The following is a 20,754-nucleotide window of genomic DNA, read 5'->3' on the forward strand; positions in this document are numbered from 1 at the left end:
CGCTTGCCGCTTGAAACTTGCAGCCGACCGGCGTCATACCACCACCTCTTTCGACTCGGTCTTGCCAAAGCGGCGTCCCAACCGATCGAAATACAGGTAAATAACCGGCGTTGTGAACAGCGTTAGCACCTGACTCACCAGCAACCCGCCAACCATCACCAGGCCCAGCGGTTGACGCAATTCCGCGCCCGAACCGGTAGCGAGCATCAACGGCACTGCACCAAACAACGCGGCCAGGGTGGTCATCAGGATTGGCCGGAACCGCAGCAACGCCGCTTGATAGATCGCCTGCTCCGGCGCCATGCCCTGATTGCGCTCAGCGTCGAGGGCGAAGTCGATCATCATGATCGCGTTCTTTTTCACGATGCCGATCAGCAAGATGATGCCGATGATCGCGATCATCCCCAGGTCGTTGCCGGTCAACAGCAGCGCCAGCAATGCACCGACCGCCGCCGAGGGCAAGGTCGAGAGGATGGTGATCGGGTGAATGTAGCTCTCGTAGAGCACGCCGAGCACGATGTACATGGTCACCACCGCCGCCAGGATCAGCAGCAAAGTGCTCGACAGCGACGCCTGGAACGCTTCGGCCGCGCCCTGGAACTGGGTCTGCACGCCAATCGGCATGCCGATGTCCTTCTGCACCTGGTCGATAACGTCCACCGCATGCCCCAACGCTACGCCGGACGCCAGGTTGAACGACATCATCACCGCGGGGAACTGGCCGATGTGGGTGATCGCCAATTGCGTCTGGCGTTGTTCGACATGCGCCAGGCTCGACAGGCGCACCTGCCCGCCATCGGTGGTCTTGACGTGAATCTGGTTCAGCGCGTCCGGGCCGATTTTCTCGCCGGACTGGGATTGCAGGACCACCCGGTATTGGCTGGCCTGGGTGTAAATCGTGGAAATCTGCCGCTGGCCGAAGGCGTCGTACAGCGCATCGGTGATGTTCGACACTGATACCCCGACCCGGGACGCCGCATCGCGGTCGATCACCAGGTACACCTGCAACCCCTTGTCTTGCAGATCGCTGGCGACGTCGGTCAATTCCGGGCGCTGGGCCAGGGCTTGGACCAGACGGCTGCTCCACAGGCTGAGCAACTCCGAGTCCGGCGACGACATGCTGAACTGGTACTGCGTGCGGCTGACCCGGTCCTCGATGGTCAGGTCTTGCACCGGTTGCATGAACAGGCGAATGCCGACCAGTTTGTCCACTTCCGGTTGCAGTCGGGCAATGATCTTGGTCGCGCTGAGGTCCCGGGCGTTGTGGGGCTTGAGGTTGATCAGCATGCGACCGCTGTTGAGCGTCGAGTTGTCACCGTCTACGCCGATGTAGGACGACAGGCTTTCCACCGATGGATCGGCCAGGATGACTTTGGCCAGTTCCTGCTGGCGCTCGCTCATCGCCGCAAAGGAAATCGACTGCGGCGCCTCGGAAATGCCCTGGATCACCCCGGTGTCCTGCACCGGGAAGAAGCCCTTGGGCACCACCATATAAAGGAACACGGTCAGGCCGAGGGTGGCGATGGCCACCAGCAAGGTCAGCGGCTGGTGCTTGAGCACCCACTGCAATTTGCGCCCGTAGGCGGCGATCATCCAGTCGATGGTCGCGCCGCTGGCCCGGTAGAAACGGCCCTGTTCTTCTTCCTTCGGTTCACGCTTGAGCAGCCGCGCGCACATCATCGGCGTCAGGGTCAGGGACACCACGAGGGAAATCAGGATCGCCACCGCCAACGTGATGGCGAACTCGCGGAACAGGCGCCCGACCACGTCGGCCATGAACAGCAGCGGGATCAGTACCGCAATCAGCGACAGGGTCAGGGAAATCAGGGTGAAACCGATCTGCTTGGCGCCCTTGAGTGCCGCTTGCAACGGACTGTCGCCCTCCTCGATGTACCGGGAAATGTTCTCCAGCATCACGATGGCATCGTCCACCACAAAACCGGTGGCGATGGTCAGGGCCATCAGGGTCAGGTTGTTGACCGAGAACCCCGCGAGGTACATCACGCCAAACGTGCCGATCAGCGACAGCGGCACGGCCACCGACGGAATGATGGTCGCGCTGGCGCGGCGCAGGAACAGGAACGTCACCATCACCACCAGGGCGATGGCGATCAGCAGTTCGTGTTGCACGTCCGTCACGGAGGCGCGGATGGTCTGGGTACGGTCGGTCAGGACGGTGACGTCGAGGCCGGCCGGCAGGTTGTCGGTGATGCTCGGCAGCAACGCCTTGATCCGGTCCACCACCTCGATGACATTGGCCCCGGGCTGGCGCTGGATGTTCAGCAGCACCGCCTGGTTTTCATTGGCCCACGCGGCCAGGCGTTCGTTCTCGGCGCCATCAACGATTTCCGCCACGTCCTTGAGCCGCAACGGCGCGCCGTTGGCGTAGGCCAGGATCAGGTTGGCGTAGTCCTTGGGCGAGGTCAGTTGGTCGTTGGCGTCGAGCATCGACACCCGGGTCGGGCCGTCGAAGTTACCTTTGGGCTGGTTGACGTTGGATGCGCCGACGAGGGTGCGAACGTCCGACAGGTTCAAGCCATTGGCCGCCAGGGCCTCGGGGTTGACCTTGATCCGTACCGCCTGACGCTGGCCGCCGGCGATGCTGACCATGCCGACGCCGCTGATCTGGGCGATTTTCTGCGCCATGCGGGTATCGACCAAGTCATTGAGCTTGGGCAACAGCATGGTTTTGGAGGTGATGGCGAGGGTCAGCACCGGGGTGTCCGCCGGGTTGACCTTGTTGTACACCGGCGGTGCCGGCAGGTCCTTGGGCAGCAAGTTGGTCGCGGCGTTGATCGCGGCTTGCACCTGTTGCTCGGCGACGTCCATGTTGATGTCGAGGCTGAAGCGCAGCGTCAGTACCGAGGCGCCGCCCGAGCTGGTGGAGGCCATTTGCGTCAGGCCCGGCATTTGCCCGAACTGGCGCTCAAGGGGCGCGGTTACGGCGCTGGTCATCACGTCCGGGCTGGCGCCGGGATAGAGGGTCATGACGCGGATGGTCGGGTAATCGACCTGGGGCAACGCCGACACCGGCAGCAAACGGTAAGCGATGATGCCGGCCAGAATAATGGCGAGCATGCTCAGGGTCGTGGCGACCGGGCGAAGGATGAACAGCCGCGAGATGTTCATGCGCCCTTCTTCACCTTGTCATTGGCGGTCGCTTCAGTGGTTTTCGCCGCGGATTTGCCTTGCAGGTGTTCGGTCGGGGTGGTCGGCACATCCTGGCTGTCGTTGACCACTTCCACTTCACTGCCTTCCTTGAGGCGGTCGGTGCCTTCCAGGACCACGCGATCACCGACGGCCAGGCCTTCGGTGATGACGGTGTTGTCACCGTCGCTGGCGCCGACTTTCAGTTGACGAATCTTGACCTTGTTGTCCCCGTCCATGGCGTAGACGAAGGTGCCGTTGGTGCCGAACTGGATCGCCGCCGAGGGCGCGAGCACCACGTCTTTGAGGGTGTCGGCCAGCAGGTGCACGTTGACGAACTGGTTGGGGAACAACGCTTGATCGCGGTTATCGTAGCGGGCCTTGAATTTCAGGGTACCGGTGGTGACGTCGATCTGGTTGTCCAGGCTCTGCAGTACGCCGCTGGCCTGGATTTTCATGTCGCCACGGTCCCACGCTTCGACCGGCAATTTGGCGCCGGAGTGGTAACGGGCGAGCACGGTGTCGAGGCTGTTTTCCGGCAGGGTGAAAACGACGCTGATCGGTTGGGTCTGGGTGATGATCGCCAGCGCGGTGGTGTCGTTGGCGGCGACGAGGTTGCCAACGTCGAGCTGACGCAAGCCGACACGCCCGGTGATCGGCGCGCGGATCTTGGTGAATTCGAGATTGAGCTTGGCGTCGTTGACCGCCGCCTGATTGGTCTTGACCGTGCCCAGGTATTGGCCGACCAGTGCTTCGGCGGTGTCGAGGGTCTGCTTGGCGATGCTGTCTTCTTTAAACAGACCGCGATAGCGCTCGACGTCGACCTGAGCGTTTTTCAATTGCGCCTGGTTTTGCAGCAAGGTGCCTTCGGCCTGAAGCAAGGCGTTCTGGTAAGGACGCGGGTCGATCTCGGCCAGCAAGTCCCCGGCCTTGACCATCTGCCCTTCCTCGAAGGCAATCTTCATCAACTCGCCGGCCACGCGGCTGCGAACATTGATGGTGTTGAGCGCCGTGACCGTGCCCAGCGCCTTGTAATACAGCGGGAAGTCACCCTTGACCGCCGGGGCCACCCGCACCGGGATCGGCCCGGTCGCGCCGCCAAAGCCCGGACGCATGCCCCCGGACTTGCCCGTATGCCCGGCAACGGCTTTCGGCTTTTCGCCCGTTTTATGCTCGGTGCCGGCAGGCCAGAACTTCCAGCACACAGCAGCGACGACCAACAGGACAAGCAGGCCGAACAGCCAGCGACGGGGACTACGGGAGGAGGATTGCATTGAATGATCAACCATGGGCGCGGGGGCTTCTTTTACAGGAGGCTGAACGATAAGCACTGGCGAGCGTTAAGCAAAGCGGCTTTACCGGCAATTTACCTTCGGCTTACGTAACAGGAGGTTTTGCTAAGACACTGAAGCACAAATGAAAACGGCCTGGACAGAGCCAGGCCGTTAACAATTGTAAAACCTTACTTGAGAACGGCGAGGGCCGCTTCGTAGTTAGGCTCTTCAGCGATTTCTTTAACCAGCTCGCTGTGCAGCACGTTGTCGTTTTCATCCAGCACCACGACAGCGCGAGCGGTCAGGCCTTTGAGCGGGCCGTCAGCAATGGCCACGCCGTAGTTTTCGATGAACTCGGCGCCACGCAGGGTCGACAGGTTCTGTACGTTTTCCAGGCCTTCGGCGCCGCAGAAGCGGGCCTGGGCGAACGGCAGGTCAGCGGAGATGCACAGCACGACAGTGTTGGCGACGTCGTTGGCCTGGGCGTTGAACTTGCGAACCGAAGTGGCGCAGGTCGGGGTGTCGACGCTTGGGAAGATGTTCAGCACTTTACGCTTGCCGGCGAAGCTCGCCAGGGTCACGTCCGACAGATTGCCGGCGACCAGGGAAAAGGCTGGCGCCTTGGAACCGGCTTGTGGCAGTTGGCCGTTGACTTGAACCGGGTTGCCTTTAAGAGTGACTTGAGCCATGAACGGAGTCCTTCTGGAGGTGTTGTTGGAAATCTGAAGAGGCCGAAGTTAACCACGAAATGGCCCGACGACCTATGCCCGGATACAAATTGTGATGTGCCAGCGCACAAATTGGATACACCACATACAAGCGACACAAAAACCCTGTAGGAGCGAGGCTTGCCCGCGAAGGCCACACTGCGGTGTATCAGGCAGACCGCATCATCGTTCTTCGCGGGCAAGCCTCGCTCCTACAGGTCTGTGTTCAGGCCAGCAACCGCAGCCTATTGCGATGCCGCGCCGCCAATGGCAGCCAGGTCGGTATATAGCGTACCGCCCTCTCCCGCCGCCACCCGGTGTTCATGACGAAAGGCAGCCAGCATCTCCTAGGCTAAAAAGACGGCTTTTTTTCAGCCGCACTGTCGATTCAGCAAATGGCCATTCGACTAGCCAGTGAATCACTCACATCCAGCGGAGATAACACCATGCAATTCATGATCATTGTCAAAGCCAGCCCGGATTCCGAGGCCGGCGTGATGCCCACCGAAGAACTGCTGACCGCGATGGGCAACTACAACGAGGAACTGGCCAAGGCCGGCATTCTCCTTTCGTGCGATGGCCTGCAACCCAGCAGCAAAGGCGCCCGCGTGCGTTTCTCCGGGGACAAACGCACGGTGATCGATGGCCCGTTCGCCGAAACCAAGGAGCTGATCGCCGGTTATTGGCTCTGGGAAGTGAAATCGAAAGAAGAAGCCATCGAATGGGTCAAACGCTGCCCGAACCCGATGCCAGGAACGGACGCCGAGATCGAGATTCGCCCGGTGTACTCGGCCGAGGATTTCGGCCCCGAGTTCACGCCGCAGTTGCGTGAGCAGGAAGAACGAATCCGTGCGCAGGCGAAAAAGAGCTGAATCGATGTCCTGGCGGGCACAGCCAGTGTGCCCGCCTCCCCCTGTAAATCCTCACATCCCGCATCAACCCCCGCCGGCAACCTACTGTTTCGCATTAACTTTTTAGCACACAGAAAAAACGCAAATACGCTCACAAAACCAAAGAATTAACCCCTTGGACTGGATAACCCGCGGTTAGCTGCTAGCTTCAAAAGACGTGTCCTGCAGGCTTGATTAGGAAAAAGACTACGCAGTAAAGGCCAAGAATATGGCCGAGTTCGTCCACTGAGCCACCAAGGAACCGGGGAATCATGTCGAAAATCCAGGGAACCCACGCCTTTTTATCGGTGGCACTCCTGGCGTCTGCCTTTTGTGCGCACGCCGATAACGCCGAGGAAGCCAATAAAAGCAACAACCCGCTGAATCTGGCGCCGGGCGCCAATCTGCAGGACTACTACACGCCCAAACTCTACGACACCAACGTCCACACCAACGACGCCTTGCTGCGCGGCACCTTGCCGGTGGCCCCCAACGATTTCATCGGCGTCCCGCAATTGCTGCGCGCGACCTTGCCGATCAGCACCCGCCCCGACCCGCACAACGGCTACAGCACCGGCATCGGTGACCTGAACCTGTTCGATATCTTCCTGCTCAAGACCGACGGCGTGCAGCTGGGCATCGGCCCGCAAATCACGGCGCCGACCGCCGAGCAGGATGAATTGGGCACCGGCAAGTGGCAGGCCGGCCTCGCCGCGATTGCCATCGACTCGTCACCCCGTGGCCTGCTGGGCGCGCTGGTGCAATACCAGAGTTCGTTCGCCGGCGACCATGATCGCGCCCACGTCGAAACCGCGACCCTGCAGCCGTTCATCATCCATAACCTGCCCAAGGGCTGGTACCTGCGCTCCACCGGCACTTGGACCTTCGACCTGAAGAACGACACCCATTACATCCCCATCGGTTTCGGTGGCGGCAAGGTCTGGAAATCCGGGACCAACATTTTCAACGCCTTCGTTGAACCCCAGTGGACAGTCGAGCGTAAAGGCGATGGCTTGCCGCAATTCACGCTGTTCGCCGGGATCAACGTCACCTTCGGCAAATAAGGATTTTGATATGCACATTGCACTGCGTGCGGCGGGTTTCAGCGTCATGGCGATGTTCGTCAGTTGCGGCGTGGGCGCCCAGGCGCACGCCCAGGGCCTCGACACCCGTATCGGCGACGTGGCCATGGAAGGCGAACTGCCGGCCCATGAATCCATCGCCAAGCTTTACGCCGAGCTGGATTTCCAGCAGGCGACCCAGAGTTACCTGTGGGCCTTGCCGCTGGTGTCCTACGCCCAATGGCAGGAAGAGTTTCGCGACAAGCTCGGCGCCCACAGCGGCGACCTGATGGTGCTCAACAGTTACGAAGACAAGCTCGGCGTGATCACCGCCAACGCCACCACGCCGTACATCCTCGGCTTCGTCGACCTGAATGAAACCGGGCCACTGGTGATTGAACTGCCACCCGGCCCGACGGCGGGCGGCATCGGTGATTTCTGGCAACGGGCAATCATCGACATGGGCCAGACCGGCCCGGACAAAGGCAAGGGCGGCAAGTACCTGGTGCTGCCACCGGGCGCCGAGCCACCGGCCGACGCCGGCAAGTATTACTTGGCCAAGTCGGAAACCATGAACGTGCTGGTGGGTTTCCGCGTACTCGACCCGGACCCGGCGAAAGGCAAGGCGCTGGTCGAACCGCGGCTATGACGCGCTGCTCAGTTATTACAACCGGATGGCCCGCGTCGACTATTGAACGACGTGTTGCGAAGGTTGCGGGTTGACTGCTCCGCCGTCTTCGCGGGCAAGCCTCGCTCCTACATGATCGTTCCCACGCAGAGCGTGGGAACGATCAATGAGGACTACTTGGACTTGAGCTTCAAATACGACTGATGCAGATCCGAAGCCCAGCCATCGATCACGCTTTTCACGTCATCGGCCTTCATCACTTGAGTGTCGTTCTCCAGCGGTTTGCCGGTGCCTTTGCGCACCACCTGGGCCACCACCGTGTTGTTGCCGCCATCGAGGAACACGGCCTCTGTCGCCAGGGTGGTTTCCTGATCGCGAATCCCGCTGGCCGTGCTGACCGCCGCTGCCACTAACGCAATCGGGATCACTTCGTAGGGCTTGAGGCCTTCGGTCTTGCTGCTGACTGCGGTAATCGCCGCGCGCACCACGATCACGCCGGGCCCTGGGCCGGCGGCCAATGGCAGGGATTTACCCAGTTCGCGCTTGAGCGCCTGGTCGTAGTAACCGGTGATGCCGTTGAGGGTGGCCTGGGGGATTTTCACGGTGGGTTGCGGCTGGGGATAGAGCTGGGTCGGCTCGATGTAGACGCTGGTGAATTTATCGATTTTGAGTTTGGGGTCCATCCAGCGCATCACCTCGGCACCCGACGGTGACTTGGCTTCCTTGAGCTGGCTGTAGTCCTTGAGAAACCCCGAATACTGGCCCGGCTCGACCACTTTACTGGAGCAGCCAACCACCCCGATCGAGGCGATGCACAGTGTGCTCATCATTAACGCAAGCTTCATGCTGTTACTCCTGTAAGAGGTCGATAAAGAGACCTAGGTAGTTATAGCCAAATCTCAATAATCTGCCGCCATCCTCATCAAAGGTTCATCCAGGGCTGTGGCTCAGCGCACAAAGCCCATTTGACAGACGCTGGCCATCCGGCAAAGCTGAACCAAGCTTCAAAGCGCGCCCTGAACGGCCAACGCACTCGGACTACGGAAGTCGCAATGGCGAAGCATAAAAATAAAGCTGAAAACCCGAACCCTGATTCGCGCCCTCCCCTGATCAACCGCTAGCTGTTTCCCGTCACCATCGGCGTATTGCTGCTGGCCGTCGCGGCGATTGGCGGGTTTCTGTTCCACAGCAGCACCCCCGCCCCGCCCAAGCCTGTCGCGGTCAGCGCGCCTGTCGTCCCGCCGGTCAAACCGGTGGTGGCTGCGGCACCGGCGACGATGGTCGATGAGCAGCCATGCCAGGGCTGCCACACCGAGCAGGTCAAGGACTGGCAAGGCTCCCATCACCAATTGGCGATGCAGCCGGCCACCGCCGACACGATGCTCGGGGACTTCAACAATGTGACCTTCAAGGCCGAAAAAGAGACCAGCGTGTTTTCGCGCAAGGGTGACGATTTCTGGGTCAACACGCCGGGGGTTGATGGCAAGAACGCCGACTTCAAGGTTGCCTATACCTTCGGCATCGCACCGCTTCAGCAATACCTGATCGAGGTCGGCGAAGGCCGGTTGCAAGCCCTGGGCGTGGCCTGGGATACCGAGCAGCACCGGTGGTTTCATCTCTATCCAGGCCAGGGGGTCAACTTCAAGAACCCGCTGCACTGGAGTAAGCCGAACCAGAACGCCAACTTCATGTGCGTCGAGTGCCATACCACGGGCTACAAACGCAATTTCGACGCGGCGAAAAACACCTTTGAAAGCCACTGGAACAGCCTCGGTGTCGGCTGCCAGGCGTGCCACGGTCCGGCGTCGAATCACCTGGAATGGACGGCAAGATCAAGGACGAGGTGTTCGAACACGGCTCCTTCGCCCAGAGCAAAATGTTCGACAAGGGCGTGCGTTGCAGCAACTGCCACAACCCCCACAGCGCCGAACTCAAGGCCACCGGCAACGGCGTGTGCCTGCAATGCCACAACACCGCCGGCAAGACCGCGGTGGACGGTGTGGATGGCAAGGGTTTGCAGGCGAAGAACTACGATTCCATCGAACACACCCGCCACACCCAGGGTCAGCCGGGTTCGCAATGCGTGGATTGCCACATGCCGGGCAAGTTCTACATGGGCAATGACTTTCGGCATGACCACAGCTTCAGCATTCCCAACCCCGAGCGCGCATCGAGACTGGGAACGCCGGATGCGTGCCTGACCTGCCATCAGGGCAAGGCCGGGGACAAGGTGACCGAGCAATTCAAACTGTGGAACACGGCGTCGGCGTCGGCTGTTCAGGCACCGCGTTATGACGAAAGCCTGTGGCTGATCCGCAATGGTCAACCGGGCGCGGCGCAGGCCTTGTACGAGCAGTTGCAGCGCAGCAACCTGCCGGCGATCCAACGGGCGACCCTGCTGGCCGAACTGCCGCTGTACCCGAGCGATCAGGCGCTGAAACTGGCGACCCAGGACTTGAGCAATACGGCACCGCAAGTGCGTGAAAGCGCGGTGCGGGCGATCAGTGCGTTCCTGCCGCCGGCGGAGCGCGCGCCGCTGCTGGCGCCGTTGCTCGGTGATCCGGTGAAGGCGGTACGGATCGTCGCCGCTCGGGATCTGCTGAGCGTGGCACGTAACGGTTTGGGCAGTGCCCAGGCCAACTGGAACGCGGCCATCGCCGAGTATGAGGCTGTGCAGAAAAGCCTGGCGGAACGGGCCGAGGCCAACCTCAACCTGGCCATGCTGTATCAGGCCAGTGGGCGCACGGCGGACGTCGAGCCGCTGCTGCGTGCGGCGCTCAAACGCGACCCGGATTTCTACCCGGCGCTGGTGACGCTGGTGCAATGGCTGGAGGCTAGTGGTCGTGCGCAAGAGGCGCAGGCGCTGCTGGAACAGAGCGTCAAGGAACACCCGGACGCCGCGTTGCTGCTGCACACCCAGGGGTTGTCGCTGATTCGCGCAGGCAACACGGCGCAGGCCATGCCGCTGCTGCGCAAAGCCGCGACGCTGGAACCGCAGAGCGCGCAGTACGGTTATGTGCTGGCGGTCGCGTTGCATGACAGTGGCAAGGTGGATGAGGCGTGCGAGGAACTGGAACGGTTGTTGAAGGTGCAACCGGCGAACCGCAATGCGCGGTTGTCGTTGATCCAGTATTACCTGGAGAACGGCAAGGAGCCCAAAGCCCAGGTGTTGTTGCAGGGGTGGAAGAAAATGAACATGGGGGACCCGGCGTTGAAATGATCGCGGTTTGATCCGAGGGCCCCTTCGCGGGCAAGCCTCGCTCCTACAGGGGTATTGCGCAACCTTGTAGGAGCGAGGCTTGCCCGCGAAGACGTCAGCTCAACCAACCCAAATCTCTGGACCCATCATCACCACGACGACCCACTCTGCGCCGCCAACGCCCGCCGGCTATTGGCCCGCATCGCCTTGATCAACGACACCGTCCCCACCAACAGAATCGCCGCGCCAAACAGGAAGTCGATGTTGTACAGCTGGAAATCCTGCAACGGCCCCACCAGCATCATCCGAACCGCACCAATCCCCACCAGCGTCGCCAGGAAATCGATGCCTGGCTCGTCGCGATAAAACACGTGCATCAGCGGCAGGCAAATCACCAGCAGCAACAGCAAAACGATCACCTTGAACGAGCCCTTGCGCTCAACACTGAACGCACATTCATTGGCGCTGTAAGCCTTGTAATCCTCATCGCGCACCATCGAGTTCTTCTCGTTGATGTACTCCATGCGGTTGTATTTCTGGATCGGGGTAAAGGTGTTCGACATCTCCATCAGCGTGGTGATGTGGCGCAAACGCAGGTCAATGCGCTCATTGCCCTTGAGGTAATACAACACCGGTTTGTAGCCGTAGCGGTAGGTGTCGAACGGAAATTCGGTGGCCCGGCCCTGCACGCCGATCGGACGCGATTCGAGTTCGGCGAAGGCGCTTTTATTGTCGGACGCGAGGTTGCGGCTCAGGGGTTTGATCCGCACTTGTTCGAGGAAGATCGGCGTGGCGCCGAAGGACCATTGCAGCGGTTCCAGGCGCAGGCGCAATTCGTTGCGGCCCAAGTCGTAACGATTGAAGGTGCGCTCGGAAACGATCACCGAACCGCCGAGCATGAACTCGCCGCGCAGGTTGTTGGTGATGCGCAGGGTCAGTTGATCCTTGCCCAGGGACAAGGCATCGGCCGACGGTGGCGTGCCGCACCAGGCGGTGCTGTCATAGGCGCCGCCCAACTGCCCGCCACGGTTTTCCTGGAACACGTAAAAGTAGCCAGCCCACAGGGTCAGCATCAACAGAAATGCCGTCAGCCCTAAAATCTTCTTGCCCAAACTCACAACGCCAGACTCCCTTCTTGATTTCGTCCATGCAGCCCAAAAACCGGCCGAGTGCGCGGACTCTACCAAAATGCCATCAACCGCCAAAGCAAAAAGATCGCAGCCTTCGGCAACTCCTACAGGTGTACTCATTCCCCTGTAGGAGCTACTGAAAGCTGCGATCTTTTGATCTTGCTGTGTTTACCGACGTCGGAATAATGGCCGCGGCTCAATCACCGACCGCCCATACAACACGCTCATCCCGGCCAGTCCCTTCAACGCATCTTCAGCCGACTTGTCCTCCCGCACCGCAAAACTGTCAAACCCGCATTGCCGCATATGGCTCAGTTGATCGCGCAACACATCCCCAACCGCCCGCAATTCACCGGCCCAACCTAGCCGCGTGCGCAACAGATACGCCTGGCTGTACCCGCGACCATCGCGAAAACTCGGAAAATCCAGGGCGATCAACGGCAGCAGGTTGAAACAGGATTTCAGGCTTTCCACCTCATCGTCCGGCCCCAGCCAAACCCCATTCCGGGTCGGTTCATCCAGCCAACGGGCCAACGGCAGAATCAACCGTCCCGAGGGCATTTCAGCGTCTACCTCCCGCACCAGCGTCCAGGGGTCATCCAGATCAATCCGCGCCACGCCCTCCTCCAGCCGCAACAGATTGTTCATACCGACGCCTCCAGCACTTTCGGGTAGATCCGCTCCTTGAACGGCTCCAGACCAATGCGTTGCACCGTATCGACGAACAATTCCTCGCTCTCGCGGTAACGGACGAAGGTGCTGATGATGCCTTCAATCACATTGGGCACTTCGGCGGCGCTGAAGGACGGGCCGATGACTTTACCCAGCGCGCTGTTTTTCCCTTGGGCGCCGCCGAGGGTGATCTGGTACCACTCGCTGCCGTTTTTATCGACGCCAAGAATGCCGATGTTGCCGATATGGTGGTGGCCGCAGGCGTTCATGCAGCCGGAGATGTTGAGGCTGATGTCGCCCAAATCGTGAAGATAATCGAGGTCTTCGAAACGGCCCTGAATCGCCTGGGCGATGGGGATCGACTTGGCGTTGGCCAAGGCGCAAAAGTCACCGCCGGGGCAGGCGATGATGTCGGTCAGCAAGCCGATATTGGCGCAGCCCAGCCCTTGGTCGCAGGCCAGGCACCACAGGGCATAGAGGTCAGCCTTGGTCACGTCCGGCAGCACGATGTTCTGTTCGTGGGCGATGCGGATTTCGCCGAAACCGAACAGCTCGGACCAGTCCGCCACCGCGTCCATCTGCTCGGCGGTGACATCCCCCGGCGGTGAGGCGATGCCGGGTTTGGTCGAGAGCACGACGCTGGCGTACCCCGGCACTTTGTGCGGCTGCACGTTGCGTGCGACCCAACGGGCGAAGGCCGGGTTCTGCGCCAGGCGCGTGCCGAAGTCCAGGTCAGTACCGGCCAGCGCTTGATACACCGGAGGGACGAAGGCACTGGCCACGCGCTCGTACTCGACGTCGGTCAATTGCGCCGGGCCGTCCTTGAGGTGCTGCCACTCCTCCTCGACTTCCTTGGCGAAGGCGTCGATGCCCAGCGCTTTGACCAGGATCTTGATCCGCGCCTTGTACTTGTTATCCCGCCGACCGTGGCGGTTGTAGACCCGCAGCACCGCCTCGACGTAGGACAGCAAATGCTGCCACGGCAAGCCTTCGCGAATCTGCAACCCGAGGATCGGCGTGCGCCCCAGGCCGCCGCCGACGATCACCCGCAGCAGCATTTGCCCGTCGCTGCCAGGGTAAAGATAGAGGCCGATGTCGTGCATCATGATCGCCGCGCGGTCCTGTTTCGCCGAGCAGATGGCGATCTTGAATTTGCGTGGAAGGAACAAAAATTCCGGGTTGATGGTCGACCATTGCCGCAGGATTTCCGCCAAGGGACGCGGGTCGATCAACTCGTCCGCCGCGACCCCGGCGAAGGCTTCGGTGGTGATATTGCGCACGCAGTTGCCGGAGGTCTGGATCGCGTGCATTTCCACTTGGGCCAGGCGTTCAAGGATGTCCGGCACCTGGGCCAGTTCGATCCAGTTGAACTGCATGTTCTGCCGGGTGGTGAAGTGGCCGTAGCCGCGATCATAGTCCCGGGCGATGCTCGCCAGGGTGCGCATCTGCCCGGCGCCGAGGGTGCCGTAGGGTATGGCGACCCGCAGCATATAGGCGTGCTTTTGCATGTAGAGGCCGTTCTGCAGACGCAGCGGCAGGAACTCTTCTTCGCTCAGTTCATCGGCCATGAAGCGCTCGACCTGATCGCGAAACTGCGCAACCCGCTCGAACACCAGCGCCCGGTCATAGTCGTCGTACTGATACATGTGGCCACCTCATCAGGGTTGATCGGGCTCTGCGGCCCGTTTTCGATGAAGCGACTATGGACCTACGGCGCAGCACGTTACAGACCCACCTGAAACCTAAAAAACCGTATCAGAGCGCGTCAGATCGCCGCAGGACTGCCTAAATCTGATCCGTATAAATCGAGTTTTCCTGAGTCTGTTTTGTTTCCGGCAAGGTTTCTACAGTGCATCCCATGCCAGACCGGGTGGCCTGGCAAGACTTTGCATGGATGAACTGACCATGAGCACAGCAACAATCGGACAGGCCTATAACTACAAGGTCGTCCGCCAATTCGTCATCGCGACCATTGTCTGGGGTGTGGTGGGCATGGCCATGGGCGTGTTTATCGCCTCGCAACTGGTCTGGCCCGAGATGAACCTCGACCTGCCGTGGACCACCTTCGGCCGCTTGCGCCCGCTGCACACCAGCCTGGTGATTTTCGGTTTTGCCGGCAGCGCCCAATTCGCCGCCAGCTACTACGCGGTGCAACGCACCTGCCAGGTGCGGCTGTACTCGGACAAGCTCGCCGCGTTCACCTTCTGGGGCTGGCAATCGGTGATCGTGATCATGCTGATCACCCTGCCACTGGGCTACACCACCACCAAGGAATACGCCGAGATCGAGTTCTCCGGCGCAGTGTGGATGACCGTGGTCTGGGTCGCCTACGCCATCGTGTTCTTCACCACCGTGGTGCAGCGCAAGACCAAGCACATCTACGTCGGCAACTGGTTCTTCGGCGCGTTCATCGTGGTGATCGCCATGCTGCACGTGGTCAATCACCTGTCGATTCCGGTGGACTGGTTCAAGTCCTACCCGGTGTATTCCGGGGCCACCGACGCCATGGTGCAGTGGTGGTACGGACACAACGCGGTGGGCTTCTTCCTGACCACCGGGTTCCTGGGGATGATGTATTACTTCGTGCCGAAACAAGTGGGTCGGCCGGTGTATTCCTATCGTTTGTCGATCGTGCATTTCTGGGCGCTGATCACCCTGTACATCTGGGCCGGCCCGCACCACCTGCACTACACCGCGCTGCCGGACTGGGCGCAGTCGCTGGGCATGGCGATGTCGCTGATCCTGCTGGCGCCGAGCTGGGGCGGGATGATCAACGGCATGATGACGCTCTCCGGCGCGTGGCATAAGTTGCGCACCGATCCGATTTTGCGCTTCCTCGTCCTGTCCCTCGCGTTCTACGGCATGTCCACCTTCGAAGGGCCGATGATGGCGATCAAGACCGTGAACGCCCTTTCCCACTACACCGACTGGACCATCGGCCACGTCCACGCCGGCGCGCTCGGCTGGGTCGCGATGATCACCTTCGGCGCGATCTACCACATGGTGCCGAAAGTCTTCGGCCGCGAGCAGATGTTCAGCACGCCGCTGATCAACCTGCACTTCTGGCTGGCGACCATCGGCACCGTGCTCTACATCGCCTCGATGTGGGTCAACGGCATCACCCAGGGCCTGATGTGGCGCGCGATCAACGACGACGGCACGCTGACCTACTCCTTCGTCGAAGCCTTGCAGGCCAGCCATCCGGGGTTCGTGGTGCGGTTTGCCGGCGGCGTGTTCTTCCTCAGCGGCATGCTGCTGATGGCCTACAACACCTGGCGCACCGTGCGGGTATCCGACGTGGCGATGGCTGAACGTGAAGCGCAGATTGCCTGAGGTTCGAGATGATCGAGATAGCGTTGAATCTGTTCGGGATCGTGGGGTTCTGGCTGGCGATCGAGTATTGCCTGAAGCATCAGACGGCCGAGAGCCTGGAGGATGCGAGTTTGATGCCGTTTGCTGATGACCCGGAGGTGGCACGGCGGGTGGAGTTGGCGACGGGCAAAACTGTGAAGGCAGTGGCGCCGGAAGAGGCGAAGCCGGGGTGGGGGAATTTGGAGGTTTGAATGCTTGGCTTCTGGTGATGATCGACGCATTCGTTGACAAGGTGTTGAAAGACGTTCTTTCCTGAACAAGTGATTAGTCTAGAATCTGCCCACTAAAAACAGGGAAGTCTCAATATGAGCGCAAAACCAGCGACCCGAGTAACGGATCCGACCACATGCCCCTCCCCGGGCACGGAAGCAATCCCATTGTTAGCGGTTCGACCGATGTCTTTTTCGACGGTCTGGCCGCTGCAAGACAGAGCGATCTGTCTGCCTGCGGTGCTGCGATCGTCAGTGCTGTATCACAGACCGTTTTCATAAACGGGCTGAATGCGGCGGTCGTCGGCAGTACGGGCGACCACGGCAGTGTTGTTGTGGGTGGCTCCGGGACAGTCATCATCGGTGACACAGTGGTGAGCGCTCCGATAAGCGCCGTCAAGGCAATGGCGGCGACGGCCATCACTGCCACGTCTGCCCAGGTTTCGCCTGCTGCAACGCAGCCAAGCGCATTGGCATCTTCACCGGCCTCGTTGGTAGTGCCCACCTCTGCAGTGGCGCCGGCGAATCCAATCAAAGCATCGGTAGAAATCCTGGCCGCCTTCGGCAACAGCACTGACACCAAGCGCGTGTTCAATGACCCGGCCCATCCCATCGGGACTCGGCAAGACCCGTTCGAAAAAAACAAGATCTATGAACAGCTTAAATCGCGTGTTGCCAAGGCGCATGGCTACACAGTTCAGAGCACCTCTACCCCGCCCAGCTACCCCGATCAAAGGGAAACCAGTCTGTGTGGCCCTGCAACTTTTTTCTACGCGTTGCTGATGGATCGCCCCGACCTGTACACCAAAGCCATTATCGACTTATGGGAAACGGGAGAAGCCACTATCGGGCAATTGCATATCAAGCCGAGCCACAGTGCTTGTAATCCGAAAAACCTTAGCCGCAAGAACGAAAACGACCGTATCTGGGGCATAGACTGGATATCACTGGCCAGCCTGCGCGACAGTGAAAACCTTTTCATGGACTACGAGTCGCCGGACGATCAGGTCGCGGGCATCACGCTACCAGGCAAAATCGCGGTCTGGTTCAAACAAGCAGGCGCGAGTGTGGTCTTCGACAATGTTCAATTCACGTCCCATCTCAATCAGCAGCAGTTGATTGAATTGTTCGGGCATATCAGCCCTGGACACCACGTCGCAACGCTAATAGGTGCTGGCATGCTGGCCGGTGGCGAAGGATTGATGAAAGTCATTGGATTACCTGGGAGCAAGCGCCTGCGACCGCAGCGGGCACCATCACGCAGACGACAGCGCCGGACGACAAAATTACTGAGTCGAAGTTGTTCACGTGGGGCCGGGTTGGCCATCTGACGGCACCCGATTCAACCGTACAAAGCTTACTCAAGCACCTTTATGGCGGCCTTGTATTCAGCAAAATTCCTTGATTCCCAATAGAAGAGCCCACCATGAAACGTGCATTTTTTTCAATAATCGCGCTCTCGCTGCTGCTTGGCGGCTGTGAGCTGAGCACCTTGGCGAGCTCTGTTGGGCGCGCACCGCTGACGATCCAACCCGACAATCTAGCGAGTGCTACAACCGGCAAGCCATATCGCGTCAGTGTCGAGGTAGAAAGACCGAACGTCGCCGTCGCCGGGTTTTATGTCGATCCTGCGCTACCACTGCCTGAAGGGTTGAAACTGGTTTATGAAGAGGGCCAGAACCATGCCGTTATCGTCGGCACACCGACAAAGCCCGGACGCTATGAAGTCTCGATTTACCTCAACACTTACGGCACCCAGTGCACCGGCCAGGCGGCGCAACGGACCTACACGCTAAGCGTCGAGAGTCATTGAGGCCACACAGCGCCCGGTGCTCGATCAGCCGCGCTCGCGGGGAATCAGGCTCTGCAATTGCACCGCCAGGAAATCCGCATCAAACGCGAAGGTATCCGGGTCTTTCAGGCCATTGGTCTTGCGCCATTGCCAGCTGGTCGACGGCGGCAGGCTGACCAGCGAGATGCTGCCGTAACGCGCGGCGGTCAGGCCCATCACAGCCAGGGAGATCAGGCCACCGGCGCCCATCACGTCCGGTACGAACTCCACCGGTTTGCCGGCAATCACAATCGTCAGCTTCTCGGTCTTGAAGGTCGAAGTCTCGACCGGCACGCTCGGCCCGGACGCGACGTACAGCTCGCGGCTGACTTCCAGCAGGTTCGGGGCCTGGACCGGTTCCAGCCATTGCTGGATATGATCGAACAGTTCACCAATACGCGTCGCCCACACGGCCGATTGCGTTTCAAACAATTGCTTCTTGTGCGCTTCGCTTTCTGCGTAGTGGCGAAGCATCTCGCCCAGTTGCCGTACGTCGTCCATTGCGGTGTTCCTTTGAGTGAAGCGGTGCTGCGGACTTTGAGCATGGCAGAAGCCAGCGGCCGGCGTACGACTAAAAGCGCGAGCGGTATTGGCTGGGGGTCATGGCCAGGTGCTTGCGAAAGGCGCTGCCCATGTGCGACTGATGGGCGAAGCCGGCGTCCAGGGCGATGCTGGCCAGGGGAGAGTCGCTCTGCTCGATCATCCGCCGCGCCGCTTGCAGGCGCACTTCCACCAGATACGCGTGGGGCGTGAGGCCGATGGCCCGGGTGAAGTCGCGCAGAAACCGCAATTCGTTGTGCCCGTAAGTGACGGCCAACTGCTCCAGGCTCAGGGGTTGATGAAACTGTTCGGCGATCTGGTCCATGACTCGGGTCAGGGCCTTGGGTGCGGTCCGGGAATCTGTTTTTGCCCCCGCTTGCCCCACCAGTTGCAGTGCCGTTTGCTCTAGCGCCAGTGCGTCGGGTTGCGGATCGAGCAGCAGGCGGCGCAGCGTCCGGGCCAGTCCCAATGCCTGGCTTTGGCCCGCGAACTGTATGCGGTGATTGATCGATGGCAGATGCTGACGGGCAAACGCTTCGTCCACCCGCAGCAGCAAGTATTCGCCACCACTGGCCGATTCGGAAAACACCTCAACACCCACCGGCGTGTGCGCCAGGACGCCGGGCAAGGTGTCGAAGTCCACTCGACGGTCGGAATCGATGGCATGCACGCCTTGCTGACGCTCCAGGGTTACGCCAAGCGTGTGCCATTGCGCCGGATCCCGCGCGCTGTACGCCGCGCGCGGCAGCAGTTGCAGGCAGAGTTGATCGTCCAGCAGGCGTTGGCTCAGCATGTGAAATTTCCTGATAGATCGAAGCGCGGATCCACGGGAGACTCTCTGACAAAGGGTTGTCATTAAACAGGAGCACAGCATGCGCACCATCGGCCTTATCGGCGGCATGAGCTGGGAGTCCAGCGCCGAATACTATCGCCTGATCAACCAGCAGGTCCGCGACCGCCTCGGACCGTTGCGTTCGGCGCAGTTGTTAATGTACAGCGTCGACTTCGGGCCTGTCGAACAGGCCCAGCATGCCGGGCGCTGGGACGATGCGGCGGCGATCCTGGTGGATGCCGCGCGCAGGCTGGAAGCGGGCGGCGCCGAGTGCGTGGTGCTGTGTACCAACACCATGCACAAGGTGGCCGGGCAGATTCAGGCCGCGATCAGCATTCCGTTCCTGCACATCGCCGACCCGACCGGCCAGGCGGCAGTCGAGGCCGGTGCGCTCAAGGTGGGCTTGCTGGGGACCGCGTTCACCATGGAACAGGACTTCCTCAAGGATCGCCTGAGCGCCATGGGCCTGACGGTGCTGGTGCCGGAAGCCGAGGAACGCCAAGCCGTGCACCGGATCATCTACGACGAGTTGTGCGTCGGGGTGATCAGTGATGCTTCGCGCAAGGTCTATCAGCAAGTCATCAAATCGCTCACCGCCCGGGGCGCCCAGGCGATCATCCTCGGGTGCACGGAAATCGGCCTGCTGATCAAACCCGAGCACAGCGCCCTGCCCCTGCTCGACACCACCGAACTGCATGCCCGGGCGGCAGTGGCGTTTACCTTGGGCGATTGACTCAACCGGCCTTGGGCGTGGAACGCAGGCGCGCCATGCTCAAGGCATCCACCAGCACGCCGTCACGCACGGCGTAGTCGCGGAACAGGCCTTCGTCTTCAAAGCCGAATTTGCGGTAGAGCCCGATGGCGGCTTCGTTGTCGGCGTACACCGAGAGCTCGACCCGGCGCAGGTTCATCCAGTTGTCGGCGATGTCCAATGCCGTCGCCAGCAGCTTCGAGCCGACGCCCTTGCCCTGCCACTCCACCGCGACGCCCATGCCGATACTGCCGGCGTGGTTGCGGCGGATCCGCGAAAACTGCTCCAGGCCGATATTGCCAATGATCACACCCTGATGCAGCGCCACCAGTTGCACCACTCGCTCGTTTTCCGGCATCAGGCGTTTGCGCCAGACTTCGGTGGATTGAAACGGCATTTGCAGCACCTGGCGGGTGATCGCCGGGTCGTTGTAGAGCGCGGTGATGCCGTCGATGTGGGATTCGCTGAAGCGCTGGATCGTGATGATGGCGTCGGTGGTGGGCATGGTGAT

General features: G+C 60.7%; 16 protein-coding genes and 4 pseudogenes. 9 read left to right on the forward strand and 11 right to left on the reverse strand.

Annotated elements, in window-relative coordinates:
- Positions 1–33 precede the first annotated feature (33 nt).
- The 4 genes and pseudogenes from ACY4LX_RS19765 to ACY4LX_RS19780 form a co-directional block, all read right to left on the reverse strand.
- Positions 34–3,129 (reverse strand): MdtB/MuxB family multidrug efflux RND transporter permease subunit, encoded by a 3,096-nt coding sequence (locus tag ACY4LX_RS19765; protein ID WP_463257535.1) that lies wholly within the window; start codon positions 3,127–3,129, stop codon positions 34–36.
- Positions 3,126–4,436, reverse strand: a complete 1,311-nt coding sequence (locus ACY4LX_RS19770) for an MdtA/MuxA family multidrug efflux RND transporter periplasmic adaptor subunit (protein WP_463257536.1) — start codon at positions 4,434–4,436, stop codon at positions 3,126–3,128. Before ACY4LX_RS19770 ends, ACY4LX_RS19765 begins: the two co-directional genes overlap by 4 nt.
- A gap of 173 nt (positions 4,437–4,609) precedes the next feature.
- Positions 4,610–5,110, reverse strand: coding sequence for a thiol peroxidase (gene tpx / locus ACY4LX_RS19775; RefSeq protein WP_008030203.1), 501 nt, complete (start codon positions 5,108–5,110; stop codon positions 4,610–4,612).
- Positions 5,111–5,385: 275 nt separating this feature from the next.
- A pseudogene (locus ACY4LX_RS19780) lies at positions 5,386–5,469 on the reverse strand (polyketide cyclase); the annotation flags it as partial.
- A gap of 105 nt (positions 5,470–5,574) precedes the next feature.
- Here ACY4LX_RS19780 and ACY4LX_RS19785 point away from each other — a divergent pair.
- From ACY4LX_RS19785 to ACY4LX_RS19795, 3 genes and pseudogenes are all read left to right on the forward strand, one after another.
- A complete protein-coding gene (locus ACY4LX_RS19785; protein ID WP_149661484.1) occupies positions 5,575–6,000 on the forward strand; it encodes a YciI family protein in 426 nt (141 codons plus the stop codon).
- Between the two features lie 290 nt (positions 6,001–6,290).
- A complete protein-coding gene (locus ACY4LX_RS19790; protein ID WP_463257537.1) occupies positions 6,291–7,082 on the forward strand; it encodes a hypothetical protein in 792 nt (263 codons plus the stop codon).
- A 10-nt stretch (positions 7,083–7,092) separates the two neighbouring features.
- Positions 7,093–7,716, forward strand: a pseudogene (locus ACY4LX_RS19795) (DUF1254 domain-containing protein); the annotation flags it as partial.
- 164 nt (positions 7,717–7,880) lie between these two features.
- Here the strand turns inward: ACY4LX_RS19795 and ACY4LX_RS19800 are convergent.
- Positions 7,881–8,552 (reverse strand): DUF3313 domain-containing protein, encoded by a 672-nt coding sequence (locus ACY4LX_RS19800; RefSeq protein WP_149661486.1) that lies wholly within the window; start codon positions 8,550–8,552, stop codon positions 7,881–7,883.
- A 207-nt stretch (positions 8,553–8,759) separates the two neighbouring features.
- Here ACY4LX_RS19800 and ACY4LX_RS19805 point away from each other — a divergent pair.
- Positions 8,760–10,927, forward strand: a pseudogene (locus ACY4LX_RS19805) (tetratricopeptide repeat protein).
- 128 nt (positions 10,928–11,055) lie between these two features.
- On the opposite strand, the gene ACY4LX_RS19810 reads toward ACY4LX_RS19805, so the two are convergent.
- The 3 genes from ACY4LX_RS19810 to ACY4LX_RS19820 form a co-directional block, all read right to left on the reverse strand.
- Positions 11,056–12,024 (reverse strand): hypothetical protein, encoded by a 969-nt coding sequence (locus tag ACY4LX_RS19810; RefSeq protein WP_463257538.1) that lies wholly within the window; start codon positions 12,022–12,024, stop codon positions 11,056–11,058.
- A 180-nt stretch (positions 12,025–12,204) separates the two neighbouring features.
- Positions 12,205–12,684 carry a DUF934 domain-containing protein gene (locus ACY4LX_RS19815; RefSeq protein ID WP_149661489.1) on the reverse strand — a complete coding sequence of 160 codons (480 nt, stop codon included), beginning with the start codon at positions 12,682–12,684 and terminating at the stop codon, positions 12,205–12,207.
- Positions 12,681–14,354, reverse strand: a complete 1,674-nt coding sequence (locus tag ACY4LX_RS19820; protein WP_463257539.1) for a nitrite/sulfite reductase — start codon at positions 14,352–14,354, stop codon at positions 12,681–12,683. The genes ACY4LX_RS19815 and ACY4LX_RS19820 overlap by 4 nt, the downstream gene beginning before the upstream one ends.
- Before the next feature lie 259 nt (positions 14,355–14,613).
- Between ACY4LX_RS19820 and ccoN the strand changes: the two genes are divergently transcribed.
- The 4 genes and pseudogenes from ccoN to ACY4LX_RS19840 all read left to right on the forward strand — a co-directional run bounded on the left by ccoN (position 14,614) and on the right by ACY4LX_RS19840 (position 18,102).
- Complete coding sequence (gene ccoN, locus ACY4LX_RS19825) at positions 14,614–16,041, forward strand: cytochrome-c oxidase, cbb3-type subunit I (protein WP_149661491.1); 1,428 nt, start codon at positions 14,614–14,616, stop codon at positions 16,039–16,041.
- Between the two features lie 8 nt (positions 16,042–16,049).
- Positions 16,050–16,271 (forward strand): cbb3-type cytochrome c oxidase subunit 3, encoded by a 222-nt coding sequence (locus tag ACY4LX_RS19830; RefSeq protein ID WP_149661492.1) that lies wholly within the window; start codon positions 16,050–16,052, stop codon positions 16,269–16,271.
- A gap of 114 nt (positions 16,272–16,385) precedes the next feature.
- A pseudogene (locus tag ACY4LX_RS19835) lies at positions 16,386–16,696 on the forward strand (PAAR domain-containing protein); the annotation flags it as partial.
- Between the two features lie 1,019 nt (positions 16,697–17,715).
- Positions 17,716–18,102 carry a putative Ig domain-containing protein gene (locus ACY4LX_RS19840; protein ID WP_463257540.1) on the forward strand — a complete coding sequence of 129 codons (387 nt, stop codon included), beginning with the start codon at positions 17,716–17,718 and terminating at the stop codon, positions 18,100–18,102.
- A gap of 24 nt (positions 18,103–18,126) precedes the next feature.
- Here ACY4LX_RS19840 and ACY4LX_RS19845 read toward each other — a convergent pair whose 3' ends face one another.
- Both ACY4LX_RS19845 and ACY4LX_RS19850 read right to left on the reverse strand, forming a co-directional pair.
- Positions 18,127–18,621, reverse strand: coding sequence for a hypothetical protein (locus ACY4LX_RS19845; protein WP_463257541.1), 495 nt, complete (start codon positions 18,619–18,621; stop codon positions 18,127–18,129).
- 70 nt (positions 18,622–18,691) lie between these two features.
- Positions 18,692–19,453, reverse strand: a complete 762-nt coding sequence (locus ACY4LX_RS19850) for a helix-turn-helix domain-containing protein (protein ID WP_463257542.1) — start codon at positions 19,451–19,453, stop codon at positions 18,692–18,694.
- A gap of 79 nt (positions 19,454–19,532) precedes the next feature.
- Between ACY4LX_RS19850 and ACY4LX_RS19855 the strand changes: the two genes are divergently transcribed.
- Positions 19,533–20,225, forward strand: coding sequence for an aspartate/glutamate racemase family protein (locus ACY4LX_RS19855; RefSeq protein WP_463257543.1), 693 nt, complete (start codon positions 19,533–19,535; stop codon positions 20,223–20,225).
- A 1-nt stretch (position 20,226) separates the two neighbouring features.
- Here the strand turns inward: ACY4LX_RS19855 and ACY4LX_RS19860 are convergent, their stop codons facing one another.
- A complete protein-coding gene (locus ACY4LX_RS19860; RefSeq protein WP_463257544.1) occupies positions 20,227–20,748 on the reverse strand; it encodes a GNAT family N-acetyltransferase in 522 nt (173 codons plus the stop codon).
- Between the last annotated feature and the right edge of the window lie 6 nt (positions 20,749–20,754).

This window comes from Pseudomonas sp. Emmai, from assembly GCF_055179735.1.

Bases quoted from the DNA above. Each gene is read 5' to 3' on its own strand.
- ACY4LX_RS19765 (WP_463257535.1), bottom strand. From the start codon at position 3,129: ATGAACATCTCGCGGCTGTTCATCCTTCGCCCGGTCGCCACGACCCTG.
- ACY4LX_RS19770 (WP_463257536.1), bottom strand. From the start codon at position 4,436: ATGGTTGATCATTCAATGCAATCCTCCTCCCGTAGTCCCCGTCGCTGG.
- tpx (WP_008030203.1), bottom strand. From the start codon at position 5,110: ATGGCTCAAGTCACTCTTAAAGGCAACCCGGTTCAAGTCAACGGCCAA.
- ACY4LX_RS19785 (WP_149661484.1), top strand. From the start codon at position 5,575: ATGCAATTCATGATCATTGTCAAAGCCAGCCCGGATTCCGAGGCCGGC.
- ACY4LX_RS19790 (WP_463257537.1), top strand. From the start codon at position 6,291: ATGTCGAAAATCCAGGGAACCCACGCCTTTTTATCGGTGGCACTCCTG.
- ACY4LX_RS19800 (WP_149661486.1), bottom strand. From the start codon at position 8,552: ATGAAGCTTGCGTTAATGATGAGCACACTGTGCATCGCCTCGATCGGG.
- ACY4LX_RS19815 (WP_149661489.1), bottom strand. From the start codon at position 12,684: ATGAACAATCTGTTGCGGCTGGAGGAGGGCGTGGCGCGGATTGATCTG.
- ACY4LX_RS19820 (WP_463257539.1), bottom strand. From the start codon at position 14,354: ATGTATCAGTACGACGACTATGACCGGGCGCTGGTGTTCGAGCGGGTT.
- ccoN (WP_149661491.1), top strand. From the start codon at position 14,614: ATGAGCACAGCAACAATCGGACAGGCCTATAACTACAAGGTCGTCCGC.
- ACY4LX_RS19830 (WP_149661492.1), top strand. From the start codon at position 16,050: ATGATCGAGATAGCGTTGAATCTGTTCGGGATCGTGGGGTTCTGGCTG.
- ACY4LX_RS19840 (WP_463257540.1), top strand. From the start codon at position 17,716: ATGAAACGTGCATTTTTTTCAATAATCGCGCTCTCGCTGCTGCTTGGC.
- ACY4LX_RS19845 (WP_463257541.1), bottom strand. From the start codon at position 18,621: ATGGACGACGTACGGCAACTGGGCGAGATGCTTCGCCACTACGCAGAA.
- ACY4LX_RS19850 (WP_463257542.1), bottom strand. From the start codon at position 19,453: ATGCTGAGCCAACGCCTGCTGGACGATCAACTCTGCCTGCAACTGCTG.
- ACY4LX_RS19855 (WP_463257543.1), top strand. From the start codon at position 19,533: ATGCGCACCATCGGCCTTATCGGCGGCATGAGCTGGGAGTCCAGCGCC.
- ACY4LX_RS19860 (WP_463257544.1), bottom strand. From the start codon at position 20,748: ATGCCCACCACCGACGCCATCATCACGATCCAGCGCTTCAGCGAATCC.